General features: G+C 71.8%; 22 protein-coding genes. 8 read left to right on the top strand and 14 right to left on the bottom strand.

The window, feature by feature from the left end:
- Positions 1 to 48: 48 nt before the first annotated feature.
- Both ACQYWQ_RS02275 and ACQYWQ_RS02270 read right to left on the bottom strand, forming a co-directional pair.
- Positions 49 to 855 (bottom strand): SDR family NAD(P)-dependent oxidoreductase, encoded by an 807-nt coding sequence (locus ACQYWQ_RS02275; RefSeq protein WP_431032181.1) that lies wholly within the window; start codon positions 853 to 855, stop codon positions 49 to 51.
- A 119-nt stretch (positions 856 to 974) separates the two neighbouring features.
- Complete coding sequence (locus ACQYWQ_RS02270; protein WP_431032180.1) at positions 975 to 1601, bottom strand: cupin domain-containing protein; 627 nt, start codon at positions 1599 to 1601, stop codon at positions 975 to 977.
- Positions 1602 to 1859: 258 nt separating this feature from the next.
- Between ACQYWQ_RS02270 and ACQYWQ_RS02265 the strand changes: the two genes are divergently transcribed.
- On the top strand, positions 1860 to 3536 hold the full coding sequence (locus tag ACQYWQ_RS02265) for an FAD-binding oxidoreductase (protein WP_431032179.1): 1677 nt from the start codon (positions 1860 to 1862) through the stop codon (positions 3534 to 3536).
- 75 nt (positions 3537 to 3611) lie between these two features.
- On the opposite strand, the gene ACQYWQ_RS02260 is transcribed toward ACQYWQ_RS02265, so the two are convergent.
- Positions 3612 to 4274 carry a class I SAM-dependent methyltransferase gene (locus tag ACQYWQ_RS02260; protein ID WP_431032178.1) on the bottom strand — a complete coding sequence of 221 codons (663 nt, stop codon included), beginning with the start codon at positions 4272 to 4274 and terminating at the stop codon, positions 3612 to 3614.
- Between the two features lie 202 nt (positions 4275 to 4476).
- Here ACQYWQ_RS02260 and ACQYWQ_RS02255 point away from each other — a divergent pair, with 202 nt between their 5' ends.
- Genes ACQYWQ_RS02255 through ACQYWQ_RS02245 form a run of 3 tightly spaced genes read left to right on the top strand, consistent with a single transcriptional unit; the run spans position 4477 to position 7857 of the window.
- Complete coding sequence (locus tag ACQYWQ_RS02255) at positions 4477 to 5040, top strand: flavin reductase family protein (RefSeq protein ID WP_431032177.1); 564 nt, start codon at positions 4477 to 4479, stop codon at positions 5038 to 5040.
- 26 nt (positions 5041 to 5066) lie between these two features.
- Positions 5067 to 6647: a 4-hydroxyphenylacetate 3-hydroxylase family protein gene (locus ACQYWQ_RS02250; RefSeq protein ID WP_431032176.1), complete on the top strand. Its 1581-nt coding sequence runs from the start codon at positions 5067 to 5069 to the stop codon at positions 6645 to 6647.
- A gap of 1 nt (position 6648) precedes the next feature.
- Complete coding sequence (locus ACQYWQ_RS02245) at positions 6649 to 7857, top strand: MFS transporter (RefSeq protein ID WP_431032175.1); 1209 nt, start codon at positions 6649 to 6651, stop codon at positions 7855 to 7857.
- 52 nt (positions 7858 to 7909) lie between these two features.
- Here the strand turns inward: ACQYWQ_RS02245 and ACQYWQ_RS02240 are convergent, their stop codons facing one another.
- The 4 genes from ACQYWQ_RS02240 to ACQYWQ_RS02225 all read right to left on the bottom strand — a co-directional run bounded on the left by ACQYWQ_RS02240 (position 7910) and on the right by ACQYWQ_RS02225 (position 12152).
- The gene (locus ACQYWQ_RS02240; protein ID WP_431032174.1) at positions 7910 to 8788 is read right to left on the bottom strand and encodes a bifunctional transcriptional activator/DNA repair enzyme AdaA; all 879 of its coding nucleotides are present in this window, start codon (positions 8786 to 8788) and stop codon (positions 7910 to 7912) included.
- On the bottom strand, positions 8785 to 10176 hold the full coding sequence (locus ACQYWQ_RS02235) for an AMP-binding protein (RefSeq protein WP_431032173.1): 1392 nt from the start codon (positions 10174 to 10176) through the stop codon (positions 8785 to 8787). The genes ACQYWQ_RS02240 and ACQYWQ_RS02235 overlap by 4 nt, the downstream gene beginning before the upstream one ends.
- Before the next feature lie 63 nt (positions 10177 to 10239).
- Entirely contained in the window at positions 10240 to 11349 is a 1110-nt protein-coding gene (locus ACQYWQ_RS02230; protein ID WP_431032171.1) for a 3-dehydroquinate synthase II family protein, read from the bottom strand.
- Positions 11349 to 12152 carry a 2-amino-3,7-dideoxy-D-threo-hept-6-ulosonate synthase gene (locus ACQYWQ_RS02225; RefSeq protein ID WP_431039037.1) on the bottom strand — a complete coding sequence of 268 codons (804 nt, stop codon included), beginning with the start codon at positions 12150 to 12152 and terminating at the stop codon, positions 11349 to 11351. The genes ACQYWQ_RS02230 and ACQYWQ_RS02225 overlap by 1 nt, the downstream gene beginning before the upstream one ends.
- Before the next feature lie 215 nt (positions 12153 to 12367).
- Between ACQYWQ_RS02225 and ACQYWQ_RS02220 the strand changes: the two genes are divergently transcribed.
- On the top strand, positions 12368 to 14020 hold the full coding sequence (locus ACQYWQ_RS02220) for an FAD-binding oxidoreductase (RefSeq protein ID WP_431032170.1): 1653 nt from the start codon (positions 12368 to 12370) through the stop codon (positions 14018 to 14020).
- Between the two features lie 107 nt (positions 14021 to 14127).
- Positions 14128 to 15642 carry an FAD-dependent monooxygenase gene (locus ACQYWQ_RS02215; protein WP_431032169.1) on the top strand — a complete coding sequence of 505 codons (1515 nt, stop codon included), beginning with the start codon at positions 14128 to 14130 and terminating at the stop codon, positions 15640 to 15642.
- A 111-nt stretch (positions 15643 to 15753) separates the two neighbouring features.
- On the opposite strand, the gene metF is transcribed toward ACQYWQ_RS02215, so the two are convergent.
- From metF to ACQYWQ_RS02200, 3 genes are read right to left on the bottom strand one after another with little or no spacing between them, the layout of a single operon-like run.
- On the bottom strand, positions 15754 to 16653 hold the full coding sequence (gene metF, locus ACQYWQ_RS02210) for a methylenetetrahydrofolate reductase [NAD(P)H] (protein WP_431032168.1): 900 nt from the start codon (positions 16651 to 16653) through the stop codon (positions 15754 to 15756).
- Entirely contained in the window at positions 16650 to 20138 is a 3489-nt protein-coding gene (gene metH / locus ACQYWQ_RS02205; protein ID WP_431032167.1) for a methionine synthase, read from the bottom strand. The genes metF and metH overlap by 4 nt, the downstream gene beginning before the upstream one ends.
- A complete protein-coding gene (locus ACQYWQ_RS02200) occupies positions 20135 to 21118 on the bottom strand; it encodes a carbohydrate kinase family protein (RefSeq protein ID WP_431032166.1) in 984 nt (327 codons plus the stop codon). Before ACQYWQ_RS02200 ends, metH begins: the two co-directional genes overlap by 4 nt.
- A gap of 160 nt (positions 21119 to 21278) precedes the next feature.
- Here ACQYWQ_RS02200 and ACQYWQ_RS02195 point away from each other — a divergent pair, with 160 nt between their 5' ends.
- A complete protein-coding gene (locus ACQYWQ_RS02195) occupies positions 21279 to 21581 on the top strand; it encodes an Ada metal-binding domain-containing protein (RefSeq protein WP_431032165.1) in 303 nt (100 codons plus the stop codon).
- On the top strand, positions 21578 to 22108 hold the full coding sequence (locus ACQYWQ_RS02190) for a hypothetical protein (protein WP_431032164.1): 531 nt from the start codon (positions 21578 to 21580) through the stop codon (positions 22106 to 22108). Before ACQYWQ_RS02195 ends, ACQYWQ_RS02190 begins: the two co-directional genes overlap by 4 nt.
- Positions 22109 to 22126: 18 nt before the next feature.
- Here ACQYWQ_RS02190 and ACQYWQ_RS02185 read toward each other — a convergent pair whose 3' ends face one another.
- From ACQYWQ_RS02185 to ACQYWQ_RS02170, 4 genes are all read right to left on the bottom strand, one after another.
- A complete protein-coding gene (locus ACQYWQ_RS02185; RefSeq protein ID WP_431032163.1) occupies positions 22127 to 22963 on the bottom strand; it encodes an SGNH/GDSL hydrolase family protein in 837 nt (278 codons plus the stop codon).
- Positions 22964 to 23055: 92 nt separating this feature from the next.
- The gene (locus ACQYWQ_RS02180; RefSeq protein WP_431032162.1) at positions 23056 to 24090 is read right to left on the bottom strand and encodes a hemolysin family protein; all 1035 of its coding nucleotides are present in this window, start codon (positions 24088 to 24090) and stop codon (positions 23056 to 23058) included.
- Positions 24087 to 25439, bottom strand: a complete 1353-nt coding sequence (locus ACQYWQ_RS02175; protein ID WP_431032161.1) for a hemolysin family protein — start codon at positions 25437 to 25439, stop codon at positions 24087 to 24089. The genes ACQYWQ_RS02180 and ACQYWQ_RS02175 overlap by 4 nt, the downstream gene beginning before the upstream one ends.
- 296 nt (positions 25440 to 25735) lie before the next feature.
- A complete protein-coding gene (locus ACQYWQ_RS02170; protein WP_431032160.1) occupies positions 25736 to 26164 on the bottom strand; it encodes a GNAT family N-acetyltransferase in 429 nt (142 codons plus the stop codon).
- Positions 26165 to 26177 lie beyond the last annotated feature (13 nt).

Raw genomic sequence — 26177 nt, 5'->3', positions numbered from 1 at the left:
AGCGTGTGTGCGGGGGCCAGGCCGGGCCAGGACCCCGCGAGGTCCTGCTCAGAGCTCCTTGAGGAGCCCGCCGTCCACGACGAAGTCGGCACCCGTCGTGCTGCCCGAGCGGGGGGAGGCGAGGAGGACGACCGCGTCGGCCACCTCCTGCGGCTCGACGAAACGGCCCGTGGAGAGGTTCAGCATCTCCGGGACCACGGTGTTGAGCACGCTGTCCTTGTCGGTGCCGGCCTGCGAGGCGATCATGTCGGCCACCCCGCCCTCGTCGGTCCACCACGGGGTACGGACGACACCGGGCGAGACCGTGTTCACGCGGATGCCCTGCGGCGCGAACTCGCCGGACAGCACCTTCGTGACGTTGCTCAGGGCCGCCTTCGCCGCGCCGTAGTCCACGTTGATCGGCGAGGGCTGCCGGGCGTTGCCCGAGGAGACGTTCACGATCGCGCCACCACCGCGCTCCTGGAGGAGCGGGAGCGCCGCGCGGATGGCGCGCACGGCCGAGAAGAGGTTGAACTCGAACATGGCACGCCATTCCTCGTCGGAGGCGTGCAGGAACGAGCCGCGCGGCAGGGTCACGCCGGGCGGCGGGCCGCCCGCGTTGTTCACGAGGATGTCCAGGCCGCCGAACTGCTCCACGGCGCGGGCGATGACCTGCGCGGGGGCGTCCTCGTCCATGAAGTCGGCCGAGACGTGCACGAGGTTCGGGCCGGCCAAGGCGTCCAGCTCCGGAGTGCTCTTTCGCGAGGTGGCCACGACCTTGGCGCCCTCTTCGAGGAGCGTGCGGACGACGGCCAGGCCGATGCCCTTGGAGGCGCCGGTCACAACGGCGACGCGGCCGGAAAGCTGCAGATCCATTGAGTTCCCTCATCGGTGGTGGGCCCCGCCCTTCGGCGGGGAGGAGCGCGGTGCGCTGTGCTCTCGTCAGGAAGAACACCGCTCGGCGCCAAGGTGTTGCGGTCCCTCTCGGCGCCGGCTCAGCGGTGCCAGCGCAAGACCTCTTCGGGAAGCTCTTCCAGTTCCGCGGTCTCGGACGGCTTGCGCTCCAGGTACTCGGGGTCGCAGCCCTTGTAGCCGAGCAGCCGGGCGACCGGGGCCAGGACGGTGAACAGCGTGCGCTGAAGAACCCACGGCGGGGTGGTGAAGCGGACGACGTCACCGAACTCAAGAGTGGTCACCGCCTGCTGCAACAGCCGCGGCATGCCCTCAGGGGTGGTCTTGCCGTCCTGCGCGAGTCCGAAGAGCTGGCGCAGGACGAGCTGCTCGAAGCGGTCGCTGTTCTTGCGCACCTCGCAGATGTGAAAGGCCCGCTCACCACTGCAATTCCACCAGCGATGCTCGATGCCGGGCTGGATGAGCACGCTCTGCCCCGGCTCGTCCAGGGTCACGGGCCGCCCGCCGATGAGGAAGGCGACCTTGCCGCGTACCAGCGTGAAGCGCTCCTCGCTCACCGGGTGCACGTGCGCGCCCGACACGGCTCCGCCGGGCTCCGAGTACACATCCATCACGGTGCGGGCGCCGCCCGTCTCCGAGGACGGTGTCCTGATCACCACCCGCTCCCTGCACCGCGGGTTCTCGTAGACCTCACCGACGCTGACCGTCACCGGCCCCGCCTCCTTCCAGTGGGATGAATCGGCCTGGAGTCGATGGTGGCAACGCCTTTCGGCGCCGACACTCCCCATCTTGCGGTGGTATCCGGCGGCGCCCCCTGCCGGGCGTTCCCCTCCGTACCGGTTCCCTCCGCGCGCGCCCGCTGCGGATTCGAACGCAAGATCCGGGGTGTTTCCGGGATGGCTCATTCGTACTGTCGCCGCGCAAGGAGGGCGCGTCGGGCGCCGCGTGCGAGAAGGGAACACACCAAGGTGAGCAGCAAGGACGGGATAGGCCGCAGACGACTCTTCACCACGGCGGCGGCGATGGGCGGCACGGCCGCGCTCGGCGGCGCGCTGGGCGGGCAGGCACACGCGGCGACGACGCGGGAGGCCAGGACGGCGACGGGTTTCGGCCCCGTCAAGGTGACGGCCTCGGACGCGCAGTACGGGGAACTCGTGCACGGCGCGAACCGCCGCTACGTGGGCAGCCCCGAGGCGGTGCACCTCGTGGACGACGTCTCGCAGGTGGCCGGCGTCGTACAGGCGGCGGTGACCGCGGGCAAGCGGCTGACGGTCACGTCGGGCGGTCACTGCCTGGAGGACTTCGTCTTCCACCCGGACGTCGATGTGGTGCTCAACGTCTCCCGGCTGAACAAGGTCTCCTACGACGCGGGCCGCCGGGCCTTCGCCGTCGAGACGGGCGCACAGCTCCTGGACGTCTACACCCTGCTCTACGAGGTCTACGGCGTCACCGTGCCCGGCGGAATCTGCTACTCGGTCGCCGCGGGCGGCCACGTCAGCGGCGGCGGCTGGGGCCTGCTGTGCCGTCCGCTCGGGCTGATCATCGACTACCTCCACGCCGTCGAGGTGGTCGTGGTGGGCGCGGACGGCAAGGTGCGCACCGTCGTCGCGACGAGCGACAGGAACGACCCCCACCGCGAGCTGTGGTGGGCCCACGCGGGCGGCGGCGGCGGGAACTTCGGCGTCGTCACGCGGTACTGGTTCCGTACCCCCGGGGCCACGGGGACCGACCCGAAGAAGCTGCTGCCCAAGCCGCCCCAGGAGGTCTACCTCTCGGCCGTGTCCTGGCCGTGGGACAGCATGACGGAGGCGAAGTTCTCCCGCCTGGTGCAGAACTACGCACGCTGGTTCACCACGCACAGCGCGCTCGGCGCCCCCGAACTGGCCCTCGCCAGCTTCCTGGTCCTGACCCACAGGTCGAGCGGCCAGATGGCGATGGTGACCCAGGTCGACGCGACCGTCCCGCACGCCCGCGCGATGCTGGACGACTTCCTCGCCGCGATGGGCGAGGGCGTCGACGTCCGCACGGGCGCCGTCACCCGTCGCTTCGCCGAGTTCGGCGCGATGGCCGAGTACGCCGAGCCGCGCCGGCTGCCCTGGCTGGAGGCCACCCGGTACCTCGGGATCACCAACACCAACCTCACCGACCCGACGTACCGGCAGGAGTACAAGTCCTCCTACATGCGCGCGCTCTTCCCCGACGAGCAACTCGCTGCCCTGTGGCGGCACCTCACCACCGACGCCACCCTGCCCGGCGCCTCGATCACCCTCAGCTCCTACGGCGGGGAGGTGAACCGCCCCGCCCCCTCGGCCACCGGCTACCCGCACCGCGAGGCGTTCTTCAAGATGATGTGGATGTCGCTGTGGAACGACCCGGCCCAGGACGCCGACTACATCGCCTGGAACCGGCAGTGCTACGCCGACGTGTACGCGAGCACGGGCGGTGTCCCGGTCCCGAACGACGTCACCGACGGCTGCTACGTCAACTACCCGGACAACGACTTGAACGATCCGCGGTACAACCAGTCGTCCACGCCCTGGTACACGCTCTACTACAAGGACAACTACCCGCGTCTCCAGCAGGTGAAGAAGACGTACGACCCGAAGAACTTCTTCCGGCACACCCAGTCCGTGCGATTGCCGTGACCCGGCACACGCCGTGACGCGGGACGCGTGGCCCGCCCCGGTGTTCCCCGGGGCGGGCCACGCCCGCGCGCCGGTTCAGCGCTTGACCGCGAAGGTCAGGCCGTCGGCGTAAGGAATGAGGCTCAGCTCCACCCGTTCGTCGTGGTGCAGCCGCGGGTTGAAATCGCGCAGCGCCCGCGTCTCGGAATCCTGGGCCGACTCGTCGAGCAGGGCGCCGTGCCACAGCACGTTGTCCACGACGATCAGGCCGCCGGGACGCAGCAACTGAAGCCCGTACTCGTAGTACGCGGCGTAGTTCTCCTTGTCCGCGTCGATGAAGACGAAATCGAAAGTACCGGCGGCGTTCTCCTCCTTCAGCAGGTGGTCGAGCGAGGCGCAGGCGTCGCCTATGCGCAGATCGACCTTGTCGGTCACTCCGGCCCGCTTGCAGTAGTCGAGCGCCATCGCGCCCCACTCCTCGCTGATGTCCAGCCCGACGACCCGTCCGTCCGCGGGGAGCGCGAGGGCGGTGGAGAGCAGGCTGTAGCCGGTGAAGACGCCGATCTCCAGCGTGCGCCTGGCCCCGATCGCCTTGAGCAGGGTGCGCAGGAACTGCCCCTGCTCGGGCGAGACCTGCATCAGGCGCAGCGGCAGCCGCGAGGTCTCCGCGCGCAGTTCGCGCAGCACCTCGGGCTCGCGCAGAGAGACGTCGGCCACGTAGTCCTGGAGTGCGTCGGTCAGCTCTACCTGAAGTCTCATGTTGGCCCACCTCGTGTCGGAATTTCAGTCCGAGACGGAATTACAGGCGGAGTCCGTCACGGGTGTCAATCGCCGCGGGCTCCTGGATATTGCGGAGAAAAACCCGGCCCTTTCCTTTGATCGATCCTTCAGCGATCGCTGCCACCATGCCGATGCACGGAAATCGCTGAATTCGAGGAATCGACCTTTCCGAGGAGTACAGGTGGCAGACGCAGAGCGCCTTTTTCGTGACTGCCTCGGCCGCTTCGCCACCGGGGTGACCGTGGTCACCACCTCGCACGGGGACGGTGTGCACGGCGCGACGGTCGGCTCGTTCGTCTCCGTGTCCCTCACGCCCCCGCTCGTGATGGTGTCCCTGGACCGCCGCAGCCGGATGTGCGGCCTCCTCCTGGAGACGCCCTCGTTCGGCGTCGACATCCTCGCCGAGCACCAGCGCGGGCTCGCGCTGCACTTCGCCGGCCGCCCCCTGCCCGCCGACGTCCCGCTCCCCTGGGAACCGGGCGCCCCGCCGCGGCTGGCCGGCTGCGCCGCCCACCTCGACTGCGTGCCCTGGGCCGCGTACGACGGCGGGGACCACGTGCTCCACGTCGCCGAGGTGCGCGCCTTCTCGGTGGGCGACGCGGAGCCCCTCGTCTTCCACAAGGGCGCCTTTCGCGCCCTGCACAGGGCCCCGGCGCACCAGGCGTGGACCGGCACCCTCGACGGGCCGGCGGACGGCGTGTGGGCGCAGGGCCTCGCCTCGCGGTACTCCCCGTTGGGCCACTGACCGCCACGACCGGACAAGGACACATCATGACGCTTGACCAGGGACAGGGCGCGGCCCCGGAAGAGGGCGCCCGCACCACTCGGCCGCTGACCGGTGCGGAGTACCTCCAGAGCCTGCGGGACGACCGCGAGGTGTACATCTACGGCGAACGCGTCGACGACGTCACCAAGCACCCGGCGTTCGCCAACTCCGCGCGCATGACGGCCCGCCTGTACGACGCCCTGCACGACCCGGCCCGCCGCGAGGTCCTCACGACCCGCACCGACACCGGCAGCGACGGCTACACGCACAAGTTCTTCCGTACCCCGCGCAGCGTCCAGGACGTCGTCGAGGACCGGGACGCGATCGCCGAGTGGGCGCGGATGACCTACGGATGGATGGGGCGCAGCCCGGACTACAAGGCCGCCTTCCTCGGCACGCTCGGCGCCAACTCCGACTACTACGCGCCGTTCCAGGACAACGCCGTGCGCTGGTACCGCGAGTCCCAGGAGAAGGTGCTCTTCTGGAACCACGCGATCATCCACCCTCCGGTGGACAGGCACCGCCCCTCGGAGGAGGTCAAGGACGTCTTCGTCCACGTCGAGAAGGAGACCGACGCGGGACTCGTCGTGAGCGGCGCCAAGGTCGTGGCGACCGGCTCCGCCATCACGCACTACAACTTCATCTCCCACTACGGCCTCCCGCTCAAGGAGAAGGAGTTCGCGCTCGTCGCGACCATCCCGATGGGCGCCCCCGGGCTCAAGCTCATCTGCCGCCCCTCGTACGCGGCGACGGCCGCGGTGATGGGCAGCCCCTTCGACTACCCGCTCTCCTCGCGCCTGGACGAGAACGACACCATCTTCATTCTCGACAAGGTGCTCATCCCCTGGGAGAACGTCTTCCTGTACGGCGACGTGGACAAGGTCAACGGCTTCGCGCCGAAGTCCGGCTTCATCCCGCGTCTGACCTTCCACGGCTGCGTCCGCCTCGCCGTCAAGATCGACTTCATCGCGGGGCTGCTCGCCAAGGCCGTCGAGATGACCGGCACCCAGGACTTCCGGGGCATCCAGGCGCGGGTCGGCGAGGTCCTCGCCTGGCGCAACATGTTCTGGGCGCTGACCGACGCCTCCGCCCGCAACCCGGAGGAGTGGAAGGACGGCGCGCTGCTGCCCCGGCTGGAGTACGGCATGGCCTACCGCTGGTTCATGACCATCGGCTACCCGCGCATCAAGGAGATCATCGAGCAGGACGTCGCCAGCGGCCTCATCTACGTCAACTCCAGCGCCGAGGACTTCAAGAACCCCGAAGTGCGCCCGTACCTCGACAAGTACGTACGCGGGTCCAACGGCTACGACGCCGTCAGCCGGGTGAAGCTGATGAAGCTGCTGTGGGACGCGGTGGGCACCGAGTTCGGCGGCCGCCACGAGCTGTACGAGCGCAACTACTCGGGCAACCACGAGTCGGTGCGCGGCGACATCTACATGACGCAGCTGGAGACCGGGCAGCTCGACAGCTACAAGGGCTTCGCCGAACAGTGCCTCCAGGAGTACGACCTCGACGGATGGACCGTCCCCGACCTCGACTCCTTCCAGGGACTGCGGGACGCCAGGAAGAACTTCTGGCGCTGACATGGCGGACCTCACCAGCAGGCGGGGGCCCCGCCCCGGCCCGGCACTCGGCGCCCTCTTCCTCGCGACGTTCGTCATGGGGAGCGCCGAACTCGTCGTCGTCGGCCTCCTGCGGCTCGTCGCCCGCGATCTCCACGTCGGGACGGAGACCGCGGGCACGCTGGTCACCGCGTACGCGGTCGGCATCTGTCTCGGCGGGCCGCTCCTGACCGCGCTCACCATCCGCGTGCGACGGCACCTCCTGCTGTGGTGCGCGCTGGGCGGCTACGTGGGCGGGAACCTCGTGGCCGCCCTCGCCGCGGACTTCGGCGTCCTCCTCGCCGCGCGAGCCCTCACGGGAGCCCTGCAAGGACTCTTCCTCGGCGTCGCCTTCACCGTCGTCACCAGGCTGGTGCCGCCCGAGCGCGCCGGACGCGCGATCTCCGTCGTCTTCGGCGGCATCGCCGTGTCGACCGCTCTCGGCGTGCCGCTGGGCACCTTCGCCGCCCAGCACCTGGGGTGGCGCGCGGCGTTCGCCGCCGTCGTCGTCCTCGGCGCGCTGGCCCTGTCCGCCGTCGTCGTGTGCGTTCCGCCCGTGGCCGGGGCGGGAGCGGGCGGGCTGTGGACGCAGAGCAGGCACGCCCTGGCCCCCCGCGTCCTCGCGCAGCTCGGCGTGGGATTCCTGCTGATGGGGGGCCAGTTCACCGCGTTCACCTACATCACGCCGTTCCTGGAGGACGTCACCGGCGTCTCCGGTGCCCGGCTCAGCGTCTTCCTTCTCGTCTACGGAACGGCGACGGCCGTCGGCACCTTCGCCGGAGGCCGGGCGGCCGACCGCGACGCGGCCCGCACCCTCGTCGCGGCGAACCTCGCTCTCGTCGCCGCCCTCGCGCTCCTGCACCTCGCCGGTCAGGCCCCTCCGGTGGCCGCCGCGGCCCTCGCCCTGTGGGGCCTCGTCGGCTTCGGGCTCGTCCCCTCGCTCCAGTACCGGGTCGCCTCGCTGGCAGGCCCGGGGCGCGAACTGGCCTCGACCCTGCCGGCGTCGGCGGTCAACGCGGGGATCGCCGCCGGAGCGCTGGCCGGTGGCGGGGTCGTCTCCGGCGGCGGCGCGGGACGCGCGGTACTCGTCGGCCTCCTCGTGGTGGCGGCGAGCGTCCCCGTCACCTGGGCGTGCGCGAGACTGCGCCCGGTGCGGGCCGCCCCGGCTCCGGAGCGGCCCGCGCGCCGGTAGCGCGGGCGCGCGGAAACGGCCCGGGGCCGGGGCGCGGGGGAGGGGCGGGGCGTTACGCGCGGCACACCGACGCCAGCGCGGAGGCGCGCCGTACGCGTTCGGCCAGGGCGACCCTGCGGATGTGCTGCGGCAGCTCGTGCCCCAGCTCGGGCGGCTCGGCCTCGCGCACGGCCCGGGCGACGGAGGCGACGAAGGAGACGTCCGCGGGCACCAGGAGCGCGCGCGGGAACATGCGGTGCAAGCGCCGGGCCAGGGACGCGGGCTCGCTTCCCGTCAGCACTCCGCACACGCCCTTCGCGGTGGCGGCGACGAGTACCTGGCCCAGGGAGGAGGGTGCCTGCGCGTGGCGGATGACCACGCCCTCGCCCCCCGCGCGGTACGCCTTGGGGGTCATGCCGAGGATGTCCGTCGCCGCCGCGTAGAAATGGCCTCCCGAGTTGAAACCCGAGCTGTACATGGCATCGGCTATCGTCCCGGCCCCTGGCAGCGCCGCGCGTACCCTGCGCGCCCGCGCGGCGGCCAGGTAGGCGTGCGGGGTGACCCCCGTGTACGCCTTGAACATGCGGTGGAAGTGGAAGCGGCTGTAACCGACCGTCCGCGCCAGCTCGTCCAGGCTGGGCGGTAACGGAGCCTCGTCGATGAGCAGGCAGGCACGCGCGACCGCGGTCGCGCCCGCCGTGTGCTGCTCCGCGTCGTCGGGGCGACACCGCAGGCAGGGCCGGAAGCCCTCGGCGCGCGCCTGCTGGGGCGTCGGGCAGAACCGCACGTTCTCGCGGCGGGCGAGCTTCACCGTGCACGAGGGGCGGCTGTAGACGCCGGTCGTGAGGACCACGTAGCAGAAGTGGCCGTCCGCGCGGCGGTCGCGCTCGCGCACGGCCTGCCAGCGTTCCTCGTCATGGGCGTACGCCGTCGCGGTCGTCGCCACCGTCATGCCCGCTGCCTCTCGTCGGTCGGATTCCCGCGCGGGGCCGTCGTGTGCCGACGGAGTACGACGCGGTCGCGGATGGCCTTGCCGTTGGCGGTCCTGGGCAGCATCCGCAGCAGGTGATAGCGGTCGGGAGCGGGCGCCCCGCCGAGAAAGCGCCGGCACCAGGAGCGCAGGTCCGTGCTGTCCAGGTCCGCCCTCGTCGCCACGTGCGCCTCGATGGGCCCGACACCGAGGACCACCGCGTCGGTGACGTGGTGATGGGCTCGCAGGACCGATTCGATGCGCAGGAGGTCGGCCGTCGTGTTCCCCAGGCCCTGGACCCGGCCGCGCAGCTGCAGCGCGCCGGTCGCCGCCTCGACGGTGACGAGGTCACGCGTGGGCAGCCAGCCGCCGCGCCACGGCGTGTCCTCGTACAGGTAGGGCGAGCGGGTGAGGTGCACCTCCAGCACGCCGCCCACCACCCGCGTGCGCAGGCCGGGAACGGGAGGACCGACGAGAGGCGGGCCGAGGAGGCCGGCGGGGTCGGCGGCGATGATCCCGGTCTCGGTCGTGCCGTACGCCTGGCCCACGCGCACCCCGTGACGGCCGCGGAACACGGAGAAGGTCTCGGCCGGGAGCGCGTCCCCGCTGGACACGGCGAGCCGCAGTCGCGGCAGGCTCCCCCGCGCGGCCCCCGCGAGCCACGCGAAGTGCCGCGGGTTGCCCAGCACGGCGTGCGCCTCCGCGGCGGCGCGGACGGCCGCCTCGCCCGTACGGGAGGCGGGGAACACCGCGGTGGCGCCGGTCGCCAGCGCGTGCAGGACACCGCCGACCAGACCGAACGAGTGCGCGGCCGGTTCCAGGACGGCGACCCGTTCACCCCGCCGGGGCATCCCGTCCACGCGCGAGATCCGTTCCAGCTCCTCGCGCAGCGACGCCGGCCCCCGTCCGACCGCCTTCGGGCGCCCCGTCGTGCCCGACGACCACTGCACGAGGCAGCAGTCGCCCTCGGCGCCCCGGCCGCGGGGCCTCCGGCGCACCAGCACCTCGCACTCGTCGACGAAGTCGTGGTGGCTCTCGCGGCTCTCGCCGAGCGATACGGAGAACTGGACGGGACCCGTCTCCGGGGGCGGTCGCCGCCCGTACCGCTCCGGACGCCCGTCCAGGAGGGTCACCTGCGCGTCCAGCGACCACAGCGCGAACAGCGTGAACAGCTGAGTGAAACTCGCGCTGCCGTGCACGGCGACCGTACTGCGGGCCCCGATGCCGTGCGCGCGCAGCGCGGCCGCCAGCCAGGCGGTCTCCCGCCGCAGCACGCCGAAGGTCACCGTGCGTTCCCCGGCCTGTGCCCACACCTCGTCCTCGCCGTGCCGGCCGAGGAGGTCGGCGCCCCACCAGGAACCTTGCGTCATCGCCCCCACCGCCTCTCTGGCCGGGACGCCGGGGCGGCCCGCGGGACGCCCCGGCGCTCGCGCCTACTTCTCGACGCAGAACTCACCGACGGGCCAGCCCACGTGGCGCTTGTCGGTGGCGACGTGACCGAGCAGCTGGTCGCCCTTCTTCAGCTCCGTCACGTTGAGCACGGCCGCACCGGGGCCGAGGACCCGTACGTGCCAGTCGTCCTGCACGATGAGGTTGACCTCGACGCCCTCGGGCGAGGTCGCCTTGATGCCGAGCAGCGGACGGGACTCCAGCTTGATCCGGCCCACGACGACGCGCCGGGTACGGCCGTCGGCACCGACCGCCAGCACGGGGCTGCCCGCCTTCAGCTCGCTGAGGTAGTTGGTGCGGTTGTCGGCCCCGAACACGTAGCTGTGCAGGGCGCCCGCGTTGATGCGGAAGGGCCGGGTGGGCATGTACGGCAAGGGGTGGGTCTCGCTCACGCACAGCACGAAGCCGTGCGCGTACGAGCCGATCAGCATGCCCTCGTCCTTCTCGAAGTGCGTGCACGTGTCGATGCAGACCCGGTCGCCGAGGCCCAGGTGCTCGATCGAGTCGACCGTCAGCGTCTGGAGCTGGAGGTCCGGCGTCCTGACCCGCAGCATCTCCACGAGCGCGAAGACGTCGTTGGCCGAGCGCGGCGCGACGAGGACGCCCTCGGACCCCTTCTCCAGGACGTCGACGATGATCTGCGCTTCCTCGATGTCCCCCGCCTGGCAGATCAGCTGCCCCGGCGAGGCGTCGGCCGCCGCGATGACGATCTCCAGCGGGATCTTGGTCGGGTCCTTGAACTCGACGACCGTGTACGGCAGGGCGCGCGCCGCCTCGCAGGCCAGCTTGAGCGTCGGGTCGTCGACGACGTTCACCCAGGCCGCCGTGGTCTTCTCGCCCTCACGATGGCGGGCCTCCAGGACGCCGAGGCTCTCCGTGTCCCCGGCCTCGCGCAGCACGACGAGGTCATCGGGAGCCTTCTTGCCGACGGGCGCACCCGGGGCGAGAATCCGCTTGACGGTGTTCGGCAGGAGGGCGAGCCGCTCGATGTCGTTGTCGACGATGCCGTCCACGCGCGCGTGAATGGCGGCGTCCACGACCGCCTCGCGCTGCTCGGCGGGCACGGTACGGAGGTCGATCCAGGCAAACTTCACTACACACCTGCCATCTCGGTCTGCTGCGCGGGCCCGGTACCGAGCGCGCGCCGATGAATGATTGACACCAGTTCCCTGACCGCCTTCTCGGGCGCCGGGTGGGTGAACACCCTTCGCCCGACGGCGAGTCCGGCGCAGCCCGCGTCCACGGCGCTCACCGCGAACTCGAACAGCTCCTGTTCGGCCTGGCCCCCGCCCGCGACCACCACGGGCAGCGGCGACGAAGCGATCACCTCGGCCATGCGCTCGGGTGGGGCGGCCAGGACCGTCTTGACGATGTCGACGCCGAGGTCCGCCGCGATGTTGACCACGTGGGAGACCAGCGCGGGATCGGCGGGGTCGCTCACGCGGGGCCCCCGCGGGTAGATCATGGCCATCAGCGGCATGCCGAAGCGCTCGCACGCCGAGGCCACCGCGCCGAGGTCGGCGAGCTGGCCGCCCTCGGTGTCGGAGCCGATGTTGACGTGCACGCTGACCGCGTCGGCACCCAGCCGGACGGCCTCCTCCACGTCGCCGACGAGGACTTTGGCGTTGGTGTCGGGCCCGTGGGCCGTACTCGCGCTGAGGTGCACCACGAGCGAACAGTGGGCGAGCACCTGGGGAGCGATCATGCGGGCCCTGCCCTTGTGCACGACGATGCCGTCCGCACCCCCGTCCGCGATCGAACGGACCAGTTCGCCGAATCCGGCGGCCGACACGACCGGTCCGTCGGAGACGGAGTGATCCAGCGGCACGAACAGGAACCGGCCGTCGCCCGGCCGGGACAATCGCGTGAGGCGCACCGCTTTACCGGTGAGCGGCATGCTCGGCATGAGACCCCTCCTCGTTCCTGGTCACAGAGTTCGGATGGGATTCCGCAGCGGTTCCCGGGCTGAACTTTCGCAGCGGCCGCTGAAGAATCGAGCCAGGTGCCGGGGGCGGAGGAAGCCGCAAGATGCGGAGTGCCGAGGCACGCGCGAGGTGCCTAGCGTCGGTGCGTTCACGGAAGCTTCGCACCCACCTCGGGAGGGAACGCACCATGACTCTTGGTGCTGGACGCATAGGCAGACGGGGCCTGCTGGCGGCGGGCACCGCGCTGGGAGGGGGCGCGCTGCTGCCCGCGCGGGCGGTGGCGGCGGAGTCCGGGACGGACCTCGTCACGGTCACTCCGGGCGACCCGCGCTACCCCGACCTGGTCCGCGGCTGGAACCAGCGCTACGTCGGCAGGCCCGAGGCCGTCCACGTGGTGCGCTCGGCCGCTCAGGTCGCCGCGGTCGTGCGCCAGGCGGTCCGGCAGAGCAAGCGCCTCACGGTACGCAGCGGGGGGCACTGCTGGGAGGACTTCGTCCTCAGCCCGGACGTCCAGGTGGTCGTCGACATGTCGGCCATGCGCGACGTCGACTTCGATCCCGCCATGAACGCCTTCGTCGTGGAGCCGGGGGCACAGCTCCTCGACGTCTACGAGCGCCTGTACCGCACCTGGGGCGTCATCGTCCCCGCGGGCATGTGCTTCCAGGTCGGGGCGGGCGGCCACGTCAGCGGCGGCGGCTGGGGCCTGCTGTGCCGCCGTCTCGGCCTCGTGGTCGACCACTTGTACGCGGTCGAGGTCGTCGTCGTGGCGGCCGACGGCACCGTCCGTACGGTCGTCGCCACGCGCGAGGAGAACGACCCGCACCGCGAGCTGTGGTGGGCGCACACCGGCGGGGGCGGCGGCAACTTCGGCATCGTGACCCGCTACTGGTTCCGCACCCCGGGCGCGAGGGGCACCGATCCCGCCCGGTTGCTGCCCGCCCCGCCGCCCGAGGTCCTCGTCAGCGCGGTCTCCTGGGACTGGGCGGATCTCGACGAGCGCTCCTTCGCGCGTCTCGTGCGCAACTACGGGGACTGGCACGTCAAGCACGCCGCTCCCGACGATCCCGCCACGGCCGTGTGCAGCATGCTGTCCCTCAACCACGTCTCCAACGGCGCCGTCGGACTGATCACGCAGGTGGACACGAGCGTGCCCGGCGCCGCCCGGCTGCACGACGCGTTCCTGGCGGCGGTGAGCGAGGGCGTCACGGCGGCCAGGGGCCCGGTACGGACGCGCATGGGCGAGCTGACCGCCCTGCCCGAACTGGCCACCCCGCGCCGCCTGCCGTGGCTCCAGGCGGCGCGCTACCTGGGCACGGCGAACCCCACCACCAACGACCCGACGCAGAAGAGCGACTTCAAGTCCGCCTACATGAAGGCGAACTTCCCGGAACGCCAGCTGCGGGCCCTCTACCGGCACCTGCACCGCGAGGACGCCGCGAACCCGACCGCCTCGGTCATGCTCAGCTCCTTCGCGGGACGCGTCTCCTCCGTCGCCCAGGACGCGACGGCGAGCGCCCACCGCGACGCCCTCTTCAAGCTGGCCTGGATGATCTGGTGGAACGACCCGGCCGAGGAGGAGAACTGCGTGCGGTGGCTGCGCGAGTTCTACGCCGACATGTACGCCGACACGGGCGGCGTCCCGGTCCCGAACGACGTCACCGACGGCTGCTACGTCAACTACCCGGACGCGGACCTGAGCGACCCCCGGTACAACACGTCGGGGGTGCCGTGGCACGACCTCTACTACAAGGGCAACTACCCCCGTCTGCGAAGGGTCAAGAAGGCCTACGACCCGCGGAACTTCTTCCACCACCGTCAGTCGGTACGGCTGCCGGACTGATCCGGCCACCGTGCCCGCCGCACGCAACCGGGTGTCGCGGAGCGGTGTTCCTTCCCACGAAGGCCCGGAGCGCCGCCCCGGGTGCCGCGCCGTCCCCAGGAGCACCGATGCCGCCCCGCCCCGCCGTGGACACCCAGGTCGCCGTCGTGGGCGGGGGGCCCGTGGGAATGCTGCTCGCCCGCGAACTCGCCCTGCTCGGCGTACGGGTGACCGTCCTGGAGCAACTGGCCGCGCCCAGCGGGGCGTCCAAGGCGGGCACTCTGCACGCCCGTACCGCCCAGACGCTGCACAGGCGCGGGCTCCTGGAGGCGGTGCAACCGGGGCCGCCCGCGCCACCGGTCGGCCGCGGCCCCGTACCGTTCCACTTCTCCGGCATGTTCGACCTCGATCTGGCCCGGGTGGTGGACGAGGGGCCCGCGCTGGTGGGCAGCCCGCAGGCGTGGGCGCAGGAGATGTTCGCGCACGACGCCGCGCGGCTGGGGGCCCGCGTCCTGCGTGACCGGGAGGTCGTCGGCGTGGAGCGCGAGCGCGGCGCCGTGCGCCTCACCGCGCGCGACTCGCGGGGCACCGTGAGCACGTTGCGCGCGCTGTGGGTGGTCGGCGCCGACGGTGCCCGCAGCGCGGTGCGCAGGCTCAGCGGCATCCCCTTCTCCGGCACCCCGGGCCGGGTGGCCGCCCTGATCGGCGAGGTCCGGTTGCTGGACCCCGGCCACGCGCCGCAGGGGTGGCAGCGCAACCCCCGCGGCTGGACCCTGGTGTGGCAGAACCCGCACGGCCGCAGCCGGGTGTGCACGTACGACTTCGGGGGCCCGCACCCGGACCGTCAGGCGCCCGTGACCCTGGAGGAGTTCCGGTCGGCGGTCGAGCGCATCGCGGGTCGCCCGGTACCGATGGACTCGCCCGGCTGGCTGACCCGCTTCAGCGATGCCGCGCTCCAGGCCGAGAGCTACCGCGTCGGCCGGGTCCTGCTCGCGGGCGACGCGGCGCACGTCCACTTCCCCGCGGGCGGCCAGGGCGTCAACCTCGGCCTCCAGGACGCGGTCAACCTCGGCTGGAAACTCGCCGCCGAGATCCACGGCTGGGCACCTCCGGGGCTGCTCGACTCGTACGAGGACGAACGCATGCCCGTCGCCGAGGCCGTCCTGGAGAACGTGCGCGCCCAGGTCGCTCTCATGGACCCCGACCCCGGCATGGACGCGCTGCGGACGCTCTTCGCCCGCATGATGCACTTCGACGAGGTCAACCAGTACCTCGGCGGCATGATCAGCGGGGTGGACGTCCGCTACGAGACCGGTGACAGGAACGATCCGTACGCCGGCCGGTTCGCGCCCGACCTGTCCCTGAAGCGCGGGCAGACGCTCACCAGCCTCGCCGAACTCCTGCACACCGCGCGGCCTCTGCTGCTGCTCCTGGCAGGCTCGGGTGATCTCTCCCGGGTCGCGGGGCCCTGGTCGTCGCGCGTCGACGTGGTGAGCGCCGCGGCGAGCGAGCCGGTGGGAACCGACGCCCTGCTCATCCGGCCCGACGGCTACATCGCCTGGTCGGCGCGCGGGGACGCGACGGACGCCGACCGGCTGGGGCAGGCGCTGGAGTGCTGGTTCGGGGACCCCGGCGCGGGATGAGGCCGCACGCGGGGGTGTCCTGGCCGTCTGGGCCGGGACACCCCCACGCCGTCGCGGGTCTCAGCAGGGGTGGCGGCCGGGCGGGTACGGGCACTCGGCCGATCGGCGGGCTCAGCGGGCGCGGGAACTCCTTCGCGTCCGCGCGGCGAGTACCTCGCGGTGGATGTCGAGCGCGGCGGTGGACTTGTTGAGGGTGATGTAGTGCAGACCGGGGGCGCCTTCGTCGAGGAGCCTGTGGGCCATCGCGGTGGCGTGCGCGACCCCGATCCGGTGGCTCGCGTCCGCGTCGCCGCGTGCCGCTTCGAGCCGGTGGGCGAGGTCCTCGGGGAAGGCCGCCTGGGACAGTTCGGCGAAGCGGCGGATCTGCCGCACGTCGGTGGCGGGCATGATCTCGGGGATGATCGGGATGTCGCAGCCCGCGGCGGCGACCCGGTCCCTGAGCCGCAAATAGTCGTCCACGTCGAAGAACATCTGGGTGATGGCGTAGTCGGCACCCGCCCGGCACTTGGCGACGAAGTGCCGCACGTCGCTGTCCCAGTTCTCCGAACGCGGATGCATCTCGGGGAACGCGGCGACCCCGATGGTGAACTCTCCGAGGGAGCGGACGAGCGAGACGAGTTCGTGCGCGTGGGTGAAGCCGTCGGGCTGCGGCCGCCAGGGTCCCTTCGGGTCGCCGGGCGGATCTCCGCGCAGGACGAGTACGTCCCTGATCCCGGCGTCGGCGTACTGCCCGATGATGTGGCGCAGTTCGGCCACCGAGTGCCCCACCGCCGTCAGGTGGGCGACGGGCCGCAGTGTCGTCTGGGCGGCGATGCGGCGCGTGAGTTCGACGGTCCTCCCGCGCGAGGAGCCACCGGCACCGTAGGTGACGGAGACGAAGGCGGGGGAGAACGCCTCGACCCGGCGCACGCTCTCCCACAAACGGCGTTCACCCGCCGCGGTCCTGGCGGGGAAGAACTCGAACGAGTAGGAGGGCGAGCCGGGTGCGGGAAGGCCGCGGACCGTGCTCATGAAGTCCTCCCGGTATTGAAGTATTTCGCTTCGGGGTGGTGGATGACGAGGGCGTCGGTGGATTGTTCGGGGTGGAGCTGGAATTCTTCGCTGAGGTGGACGCCGATGCGTTCGGGGTGGAGGAGTGCGGCGATCTTGGCGCGGTCTTCGAGGTCGGGGCAGGCGCCGTAGCCGAGGGAGAAGCGTGCGCCTCGGTATTTGAGGGCGAACATGTCCTGGACGTGGGTGGGGTCCTCGTGGGCGAAGCCGAGTTCGGAGCGGACGCGGGCGTGCCAGTACTCGGCGAGGGCTTCGGCGAGCTGGACGGACAGGCCGTGCAGTTCGAGGTAGTCGCGGTAGGCGTCGGCGGCGAAGAGTTTCCCGGTGGCCTCGCCGATACGGGAGCCGACGGTGACGATCTGGAGACCGATGACGTCGGTCTCGCCGGATTCCTCGGGGCGGAAGAAGTCCGCGAGGCACAACCGGCGCCCGCGTCGCTGGCGGGGGAAGGTGAACCGGGTCCGCTCGAAGCCGTCCTCGCCGAGCAGGATGAGGTCGTCGCCCTTGGACACGCAGGGGTAGTAGCCGTAGACCACGGCGGCTTCGAGGAGGTTCTCGGTCTGGAGGTGGTCCAGCCAGCCGCGCAGGCGGGGGCGGCCCTCAATCTCGGCGAGTTCCTCGTAGCCGGGGCCGTCACCGGTGCGGTTCTGCTTCAGCCCCCACTGGCCCTTGAACAAGGCACCCTCGTCGAGCCAGGAGGCGTAGTCCTTGAGCCCGATGCCCTTGACGACACGGCTGCCCCAGAACGGGGGCGTGGGCACGGGGTTGTCCGTCGCGACGTCCGAACGCGTGCGTCCCTCTCGCGCGGCGTCCGCGGGTTCGGTGACACTCGCGCTCGCCGCGGGCCGTACCCGGCGCTGCTTCAGCTCGGGCAGGACCGCGCCGGGAGTGCCCCGCTTGACACCGATCAGGGCGTCCATCAGGCGCAGGCCCTCGAAAGCGTCCCGGGCGTAACGCACCTCGCCCTCGTAGATCTCGTGGAGGTCCTGCTCCACATACGCGCGGGTCAGCGCCGCGCCCCCCAGGATCACGGGATAATCGGCCGCCATGCCCCGCTGGTTCAGCTCCTGAAGGTTCTCCTTCATGATCACCGTGGACTTCACCAGCAGCCCCGACATCCCGATCACATCCGCGTGATGCTCCGCCGCCGCCTCCAGGATCGCGGAAACAGGCTGCTTGATCCCGAGATTGACGACCCGGTAGCCGTTGTTCGACAAGATGATGTCCACCAGGTTCTTCCCGATGTCATGCACATCACCCCGCACGGTCGCCAGCACGATCGTGCCCTTGCCCTGCGCGTCGGACTTCTCCATATGCGGCTCCAGATACGCCACCGCGCTCTTCATGACCTCCGCCGACTGCAGCACGAACGGCAACTGCATCTGCCCCGACCCGAACAACTCCCCCACGACCTTCATCCCGTCCAGAAGAGTCGCGTTGACGATGTCGAGCGCCGGACGAGCCCGCAGCGCCTCCTCCAGATCGGCCTCCAGACCATTGCGCTCACCCTCGATGATGCGCCGCTTGAGCCGCTCGTCCAGAGGCAGCGCGGCCAGCTCCTGCGCCTTCCCCTCCTTCAGCGACTTCGCCGTCGCCCCCTCGAAGAGCCGCATGAGTTTCTGGAGCGGGTCATAGCCCGGCGCCCGCCGGTCGTAGACGAGATCGAGAGCGGTCGAGACCTCTTCCTCACTGAACCGGGCGATGGGCAGAATCTTGCTCGCGTGCACGATCGCCGAGTCCAGCCCCGCCTTCACGCACTCGTCCAGGAACACCGAGTTCAGCAGGATACGCGCGGCGGGATTGAGACCGAAGGAGATGTTCGACAGACCCAGCGTGGTCTGCACACCGGGATGACGCCGCTTCAGCTCACGGATCGCCTCGATCGTCGCGATCCCGTCCCCGCGCGACTCCTCCTGCCCCGTGCAGATCGTGAACGTGAGACAGTCCACGAGAATGTCCGACTCATGAATCCCCCAGTTCCCCGTCAGGTCCGCGATCAGACGCTCCGCGACAGCCACCTTCGCCTCGGCGGTACGGGCCTGACCCTCCTCATCGATAGTGAGCGCGATCAGCGCCGCACCATGCTCACGCGCCAGCGAGGTGACCCTCGCGAAACGCGACTGCGGCCCGTCCCCGTCCTCGTAATTCACCGAGTTGATCACGGCCCGCCCACCGAGCATCTCCAGCCCGGCCTCCAGAACACCCACCTCGGTCGAGTCCAGGACAAGAGGAAGAGTCGACGCCGTCGCGAACCGGCCCGCCAGCTCCCGCATATCCGCGACACCATCACGGCCCACATAATCGACACACAGATCGAGCATGTGCGCGCCCTCACGGATCTGCTCACGCGCCAGCTCCACACAATCGTCCCAGCGGCCCTCCAGCATCGCCTCCCGGAACTTCCTCGACCCATTCGCGTTCGTCCGCTCACCAATCGCCAGATACGACGCGTCCTGACGAAACGGAACCGCCTGGTACAACGACGCGGCACCCGGCTCGGGACGCGGCTCACGAACCCCCGGCTCCATCCCCCGAACCCGCTCGACAACCCGACGCAAGTGCTCCGGCGTGGAACCACAGCAGCCCCCCACCAAGGACAACTGATAATCCCGGACAAAGCTTTCCTGCCAGTCCGCCAGCTCCGGCGCGCTCAGCGGGAAATGCGCACCCTCCTTCGTCAGGACCGGCAGACCCGCGTTCGGCATACACGCAAGCGGAATACGCGCATGCCTCGCGAGATACCGCAAATGCTCACTCATCTCCGCCGGACCCGTCGAGCAATTCAGACCGATCACATCGATCCCCAAAGGCTCCAGCGCGGTGAGCGCCGCACCGATCTCCGAACCCAGAAGCATCGTGCCCGTCGTCTCGAACGCCAGCGACACGATCAGCGGCACCTCCACACCCAGCGCCTCCAACGCACGCCGCGCCCCCAGCACCGACGCCTTCGTCTGCAACAAGTCCTGCGTCGTCTCCACGATCAGCGCGTCCGCACCCCCCGCGAGCAAACCCTCCGCGTTCTGCTGGAAACCATCCCGCAGAACACCAAAAGGAAGATGCCCCAGCGTCGGCAGCTTCGTACCCGGCCCGATCGAGCCCAGCACCCACCGCACCCGCCCATCACGCGCCGCGTACGCATCCGCCGTCTCCCGCGCCAGACGCGCACCCGCCTCCGACAACTCATGAATACGATCCGCGATCTCGTACTCACCAAAAGCAGCATGATTAGCACCGAAAGTGTTCGTCTCCACACAATCGACACCCACATCGAAATACGCCTCATGCACCGCACGCACGATGTCCGGACGCGTCACATTCAAAACCTCATTACAACCCTCCAAATCCTGGAAGTCCTCCAACGTCGGATTCTGCGCCTGAAGCATCGTCCCCATCGCCCCATCAGCAACAACCACCCGCGAGGCGAGGGCTTCACGGAGGCCGCTCACGACAGCCCCGCGAGGCGCGGTTCGATCTCGCGGACCGACTCGGGTCCGTAAGCCCGCTCCAGCCGGTCCAGCAGGTCCGCCGCGAGCAGCTCGTACTCCTGTGTCCCGACCGACTCCAGCACCACCGAGGCCAGCGCACAGCCGAGTTGGGCGGCGCGCGTCGGGGACCACTCCCAGCTCAGCCCGGCGAGGAATCCCGCCCGGAACGCGTCCCCGACCCCCGTCGGGTCGGTGATCGTCGTGGTGGGCACGGCGGGCACGTCGAGCCGCGGCTGTCCGCACCGCGACAGGGAGACCCCGTCGCCGCCCCGCGTGACGATCCATGTGCCCACGCGTCCGAGGATGTCCCGCTCGCTCCAGCCGGTGCGTTCGCGGAGCAGGGCGGCCTCGTACTCGTTGGTGAAGAGCAGGCGCGCGCCGTCGGTCAGGCGCCGGGCCTGCTCCTCGTCCAGACGGGCCAGTTGCTGGGAGGGGTCGGCGGCCAGCGGGATGCCCTCGCGGTGCGCGGTCCTCGTGTGCCGCGCCATCGCCCCGGGGTCGTCCGCGCCGACGAGCACCAGACCGAAACCGCCGTGCCCGGCGGACACCTTCGCCAGGTCGATCCGGCCCGCCTCGGACATGGCGCCCGCGTAGAACGTGGCGATCTGGTTCTGTGCCTCGTCCGTCGTGCACACGAAACGCGCGGTGTGCAGGCTCTCGCTGATGCGGACGGAGGCCGTGTCCACCCCGGCGGCCCGCAGCCACGCCCCGTACTCGTCGAAATCGCTTCCCGCGGCACCGACGAGGTGCGAGGTGATCCCCAGACGTCCCAGCCCGAAGGTGATGTTGGCGGCGACCCCGCCCCTGCGGACGTCGAGGCGGTCGGCCAGGAAGGACAGGGACACCCGCTCCAGCTGGTCCGCGAGCAGCTGGTCGGTGAACCTGCCAGGGAAGAACATCAGGTGATCAGTGGCTATCGAGCCGGTCACGGCGATTCGCACGGCAGTCTCTCTCCTTGAACCCGAAGTCGTAGGGGCGGCGCGGGTTCAGCCTGCGGCGTGTCGCTGAAGCGTTGAGCGAAACGCTGCTCAAGGGGTGGTCGCGCGCGTGAACTCCCGCGTACCGTCGGCGCGTCGGGCCGGAGTGGGGCACAGTGGAGGCGTGAGCCCGTCACCGCCCAAGGACGCCCCCGACGCCCCGCCTGCCCGTACGTACACCCTGACAGGGCCCGACGGCCGCCCGTACCTGAGCGACCTGCCCGGGCGGCTCGGCGGGTACCGGCGAGGGCGGGTGTACGGGCGCCTGGACTGCCCCTCCGCCCTGCGGCACCTCGCCCGCGGTCACTACGCCGCATGGCGCGTGTTCTTCGAAGACCGGGAAACGGCGGTGGCGGCGGGATACCGGCCGTGCGCCGTGTGCCTCCCCGCGCTGTACCGGCGCTGGCGCGACGGAGACGGCTCGTGAACGATCCCTCGCCCCGGCCCGATCCGGCGCTTCCCGCCGAGTACGGGCCCTGGGAGGCACCGGGGGAGCACACCGCACGGGAACTCGCCCGGCTGCTGGGTCTCCTGGACACGTGCGGCTTCCCGGTCGCGGGAGTGGCCCTGGGACACGGCAGGGACGCGGCGTCGCGCCGCGCGGCCACCGCCTTCGCCGAGGCGTGGCAGCGACGCGGCGGGTACCTCAGCGCCGTCGTGGACTGGCCGGAGGACGCCGCGTCATGGCTGCGCCAGGCGCGTCGGCTGACCGAGCCGGAGCCGGACGCCTGGGTGGTGGCGGCCCCTCCGCTCGGCTGGAGCCGGCTGAGCCGCCGGTTGCGGCGGAGCACCGGCTGGGAGGCGCGACGCACCTTCGGTTTCGCGTCCCTCGGCGACTCGCGTGCCGTGACCCTGGCGGGCCCGGGCGTACTGCACGGGATGCGGGGAGCGACGGCGAACGGCGCGGTGTGGCGGGTCGAGCGCGGCTGGATCGTGGAATCGGGCCAGGACTGACGCGCGGCGGGGCAGGAGTCAGGACTCCAGCCGTCGCCAGTCCGAGACGGGCCCAGGACGCGCGTCGTCCGCCGGTGTGATCCAGAAGCCCTCGCCCGCGGCGGCGTCGAACTGGGCGCCCACACGGCCGTCCCCCGAGGAACGCCCGGTCAGCCGGCGCCCTATCCACGGCAGCAGGTGCGCGCGCGTGAAGCTGACATCCGCCAGGCGGCGTTCGCGCCACGAGAGGGGGACGGGAGCGGGGAGCGGGCTGTTCCAGTCGTCCTCGGCCGCCAGACCGAGCCCCTGCCACACCGCCTCGGCCACCCTGCGGTGCCCCTCGCCGGTCAGATGCAGGCGGTCGACGCCCCACATCCGCTGGTCACCGAGCGCCGCGCTCCCGTAGAGGTCGATGACGAGCGCGCCGTGCCGCGCTGCCAGCTCGTCGATGCACGCGAACAGGGCCTCCATACGGGGCCGGAAACGGTCGAACACGGGGCCGTGCCTGCCGGGGCTGCGCATGAGCACGAGCTGTTCGCAGCTCGGCGCCAGCGTCTCGACCGCCTCTTCGAGCAGTCCCCGCACCTTGCCCATGTCGCACTTGGGCCGCAGGGTGTCGTTGAGCCCGCCGACGAGCGTCACGACGTCGGCGCCCATCTTCGCGGCGGGCCCGACCTGTTCGCGCACGATCTGCTCGATGAGCTTCCCGCGCACGGCGAGGTTCGCGTAGCGGAATCCGGCGGTACGCGTCGCGAGGCGGGCGGCGAGCAGGTCGGCCCACCCGCGATAGGACCCGTCGGGCAACTGGTCCGACATGCCCTCGGTGAAGCTGTCCCCGACGGCGACCAGGCTGGTGTACGTGGCATTGATCGACATGGCGAGTGCGATCGTACCGGCCGGTACGGGGCCGGGGCGAGCCCGGTCGCGGGCGGGCTCGTGGCCCGGGTCGCCCCGGCCCGTACCGCCGCTCAGGCGCGGGCCGCCACCGCCTCCGTACCGCCGCCGATCAGCTCCCGCAGGACGTCCTCCAGCGTGACGAGACCCACCAGCCCCTCGCCGGGCGCGGTGACCGCAGCGAGGTGGGTGCCCCGGGCACGCAGCGTGGCCAGGGCCGCGTCGAGCGGGGTCCCCGCCGCGAGGCGGGGGAGTGGCCGCAGCTCGCGCGGAGCGAAGGGGAGGTCGGCTGGGCGCGGGCCGAGCGCGTCCTTGACGTGCAGGTAGCCGAGCGGCCGCCCGTCCGCGTCCACGACGGGGAAGCGCGAGTACCCGGTCGCTGCGGCGAGTGCCACGAGCCCGTCGGGGCTCGTCCCGAGCGGGGCCGTCACCAGGCGCTCCGGGGGGAGCGCCACGTCCCGTACGGGCCTGCGGCCGAGCGCCAGCGCGTCCCGCAGCCGCCGCCCGGCGCGCGCGTCCAGCAGCCCCGCCGCGTGCGCGTCGCCCACGAGGCGCGCCAGCTCGTCGCCCGAGAAGGCGGCGGCCACCTCGTCCCTCGGCTCGACGCGCAGCAGCCGCAGCACGCCGTTCGCCACCGCGTTCACCCCGGCGATCACGGGCCCGAGCGCGCGCGTCAGGGCCACGAGCGGCGGCCCGAGCCGCAGCGCGGCGCGCACCGGGTCGGCGAGCGCCACGTTCTTCGGGATCATCTCGCCGAGCAGCATGTGCAGGTACGTCGCGAGCACGAGCGCCACGGCGAAAGCGGCCGGGTGCACGAGCCCGCGCGGCAGGCCCACGGCGCCGAAGCCGGGCTCCAGGAGGCGGGCGAGTGCCGGTTCGGCGACGACGCCGAGCACCAGCGTGCACAGCGTGATGCCGAGCTGCGCCGCCGCCATGAGCCCCGAGACGTGCTCCAGGCCCCACAGCACACGGCGCGCCCGCCCGTCCCCGGCCTCCGCACGCGGCTCGACCTGCGCGCGGCGCACCGAGAGGAGCGCGAACTCGGCGCCGACGAAGAAGGCGTTCGCCACGAGCGTGGCGACCCCTACGAGCAGGTGCAGCGCGCTCACAGGCTCGGCTCCTTCGTCCTCGCGGGCGCCCACGTGCGCGGCCCGCCTTCCGGCGCGCGCAAACGTACGTGCCCGGCACGCCGTCCCTCCGCGCTGTCGACCCGCAGCTCCCAGCCGGCCACGCACACGCTGTCCCCGGCGCGCGGGACGCGCCCCAGCTCGGCGGCGAGCAGCCCGGCCAGCGTCTCGTACGGCCCTTCGGGGAGTACGGGGCCGAGCCCCGCGAGCCGGCCGACACGCAGCGAGCCGTCGGCGGCCCACACCGCGCGCCCGTCCTCGCTCCCCAGCCGTACCAGCTCAGGCAGCGCGCGCGGATCGTGCTCGTCGCGGACCTCGCCGACGACCTCCTCGACGACGTCCTCCAGCGTCACGACCCCTGCCGCGCCGCCGTACTCGTCGATCACGACGGCCATCGACGCCGCACCGCCGAGCCGGTCGAGCAGCCGGTCCACGGGCAGGGTCCCGGGGACGAGCACGGGGGGCGCGAGCAGGGCGCGTACCCGGGTCGTGGCGCGCGCGGCGGCCGGGAGCGCCAGGACGTCCTTGACGTGCACCGTGCCGCACACCTCGTCGAGCCCTTCGCCCCGGTGCACGGGGAAGCGGGAGAGGCCGGTGCGGCGGGCGGCGACGAGCACCCGTTCGGCGGGCTCCGAAGCGGCGAGGGCCACGACGTCGACGCGTGGCGTCATCACGGCACCCGCCGTGAGCGCGCCGAGCCCGAGCGTCCGCACGAACAGCTCGGCGGTCCCCGCCGGCAGCGTGCCCGCGCGCGCCGAGTGCCGGGCCAGCGCGGCGAGTTCCTGCGGCCCGCGCGCCGAGGCCGGCTCATCGGCGGGCTCCAGGCCGAGGCGGCGCACGGCGCGGTTCGCGCTCGTGTCGAGGTGCCTGATCAGCGGGCGGAGGACGAAGGAGAAGAGCCGTACGGGCCCGGCGACGGCGCGCGCGACACGCTCGGGGGCGGAGATCGCCCAGTTCTTCGGTACGAGTTCGCCGACGATCATGAGGAACGCGGTCGACAGCGCGGTGCCGAGCACGAGCGAGAGGACCGCGACGGCTCCCGGGGGCAGCCCGAGCGCGCCGAGCGGCCCGGAGAGCAGCTTGGCGACGGAGGGCTCGGCGAGCATCCCGATGACCAGGTTGGTCACGGTGATCCCGAGCTGGGCCCCGGAGAGCTGGAAGGTGAGCCGCCGCAGGGCGGCGAGCGCGTGCCGGGCCCCGCGCTCACCCCGCAGCGCGGCGGCTTCGAGGGCCCCGCGCTCGACGGTCGTGAGCGAGAACTCCGCCGCCACGAAGACACCGCAGACGAGGGCGAGGAGCACGGCGAGGCCGAGAAGGAGGAATTCCGTCATCGGACCCCTCCGGGGACGGAGAGGGACAGGGCGCCGGAGCGCGGACTGGGAGGCTCGCCCATTGGCGGACGCTCACACCTTTCGTATGCGTGCAGGGCCACGATTCGCGGATCGAAAAGGGCCAGTCACGTAAGAGTAAAGGAAAGGCAAAGCAAAGGGCGAGGGGGAGGGGCCTGGTGACTGGTGAAGGGAGGGGCCGTCGGTGAGGAGGGGAGCCCGGTGGGGGAAGGGGGCCCGGCGCGGAGGGGGCCCGGCGCGGGGGAGGGGTGGCCGGTGGTGAGGGCCGCCGGGCCGGGTCACACCGGCTTCACCCAGCGCCGCCACCGCTCCTCGCGTACGTACCCCGCCGCGCCCCACGTGCCGTGCGCGCGCGTATTCTCCTCCAGGACCATCGCGTCGACGCGGCGGCCGCCGAGCGCGGCGAAACGGTCCTCCATCGCGGCGAGGAGGGCCCTCGCGACGCCCTGGTGGCGGTGCGCGGGATGGACGGCGAGACGGTACGCGGAGCAGCGCCAGCCGTCGAAGCCCGCGATCACCGTGCCGACGAGCGCGCCACCGCGCTCGGCCAGGAGCAGCGCCTCGGGGTCGCGTGCGAGGAGCCGCCCGACACCGGCGGGATCGTCGCTGATGCTCGTCCCTTCGGCGGCCTCGCGCCAGAAGGCGAGGACGGAGGCGATGTCGGCGGGCTCGGCGTGGCGTATGCGCAGGTCGTCAGGTGCGGTCATGGGAGCAGCCAAG

The sequence above is a fragment of the Streptomyces sp. P6-2-1 genome (genome assembly GCF_050613165.1).
Classification (GTDB): Bacteria; Actinomycetota; Actinomycetes; order Streptomycetales; family Streptomycetaceae; genus Streptomyces.
The sequence above is the reverse complement of the archived record's forward strand: the minus strand, read 5'-3'. Positions and strand labels throughout refer to the sequence as shown.

Coding starts and splice junctions, on each gene's coding strand:
- ACQYWQ_RS02275 (WP_431032181.1), bottom strand. CDS start 855: ATGGATCTGCAGCTTTCCGGCCGCGTCGCCGTTGTGACCGGCGCCTCC.
- ACQYWQ_RS02260 (WP_431032178.1), bottom strand. CDS start 4,274: ATGAGACTTCAGGTAGAGCTGACCGACGCACTCCAGGACTACGTGGCC.
- ACQYWQ_RS02250 (WP_431032176.1), top strand. CDS start 5,067: ATGACGCTTGACCAGGGACAGGGCGCGGCCCCGGAAGAGGGCGCCCGC.
- ACQYWQ_RS02245 (WP_431032175.1), top strand. CDS start 6,649: ATGGCGGACCTCACCAGCAGGCGGGGGCCCCGCCCCGGCCCGGCACTC.
- ACQYWQ_RS02240 (WP_431032174.1), bottom strand. CDS start 8,788: ATGACGGTGGCGACGACCGCGACGGCGTACGCCCATGACGAGGAACGC.
- ACQYWQ_RS02235 (WP_431032173.1), bottom strand. CDS start 10,176: ATGACGCAAGGTTCCTGGTGGGGCGCCGACCTCCTCGGCCGGCACGGC.
- ACQYWQ_RS02225 (WP_431039037.1), bottom strand. CDS start 12,152: ATGCCGCTCACCGGTAAAGCGGTGCGCCTCACGCGATTGTCCCGGCCG.
- ACQYWQ_RS02220 (WP_431032170.1), top strand. CDS start 12,368: ATGACTCTTGGTGCTGGACGCATAGGCAGACGGGGCCTGCTGGCGGCG.
- ACQYWQ_RS02215 (WP_431032169.1), top strand. CDS start 14,128: ATGCCGCCCCGCCCCGCCGTGGACACCCAGGTCGCCGTCGTGGGCGGG.
- metF (WP_431032168.1), bottom strand. CDS start 16,653: ATGAGCACGGTCCGCGGCCTTCCCGCACCCGGCTCGCCCTCCTACTCG.
- ACQYWQ_RS02185 (WP_431032163.1), bottom strand. CDS start 22,963: ATGTCGATCAATGCCACGTACACCAGCCTGGTCGCCGTCGGGGACAGC.
- ACQYWQ_RS02175 (WP_431032161.1), bottom strand. CDS start 25,439: ATGACGGAATTCCTCCTTCTCGGCCTCGCCGTGCTCCTCGCCCTCGTC.
- ACQYWQ_RS02170 (WP_431032160.1), bottom strand. CDS start 26,164: ATGACCGCACCTGACGACCTGCGCATACGCCACGCCGAGCCCGCCGAC.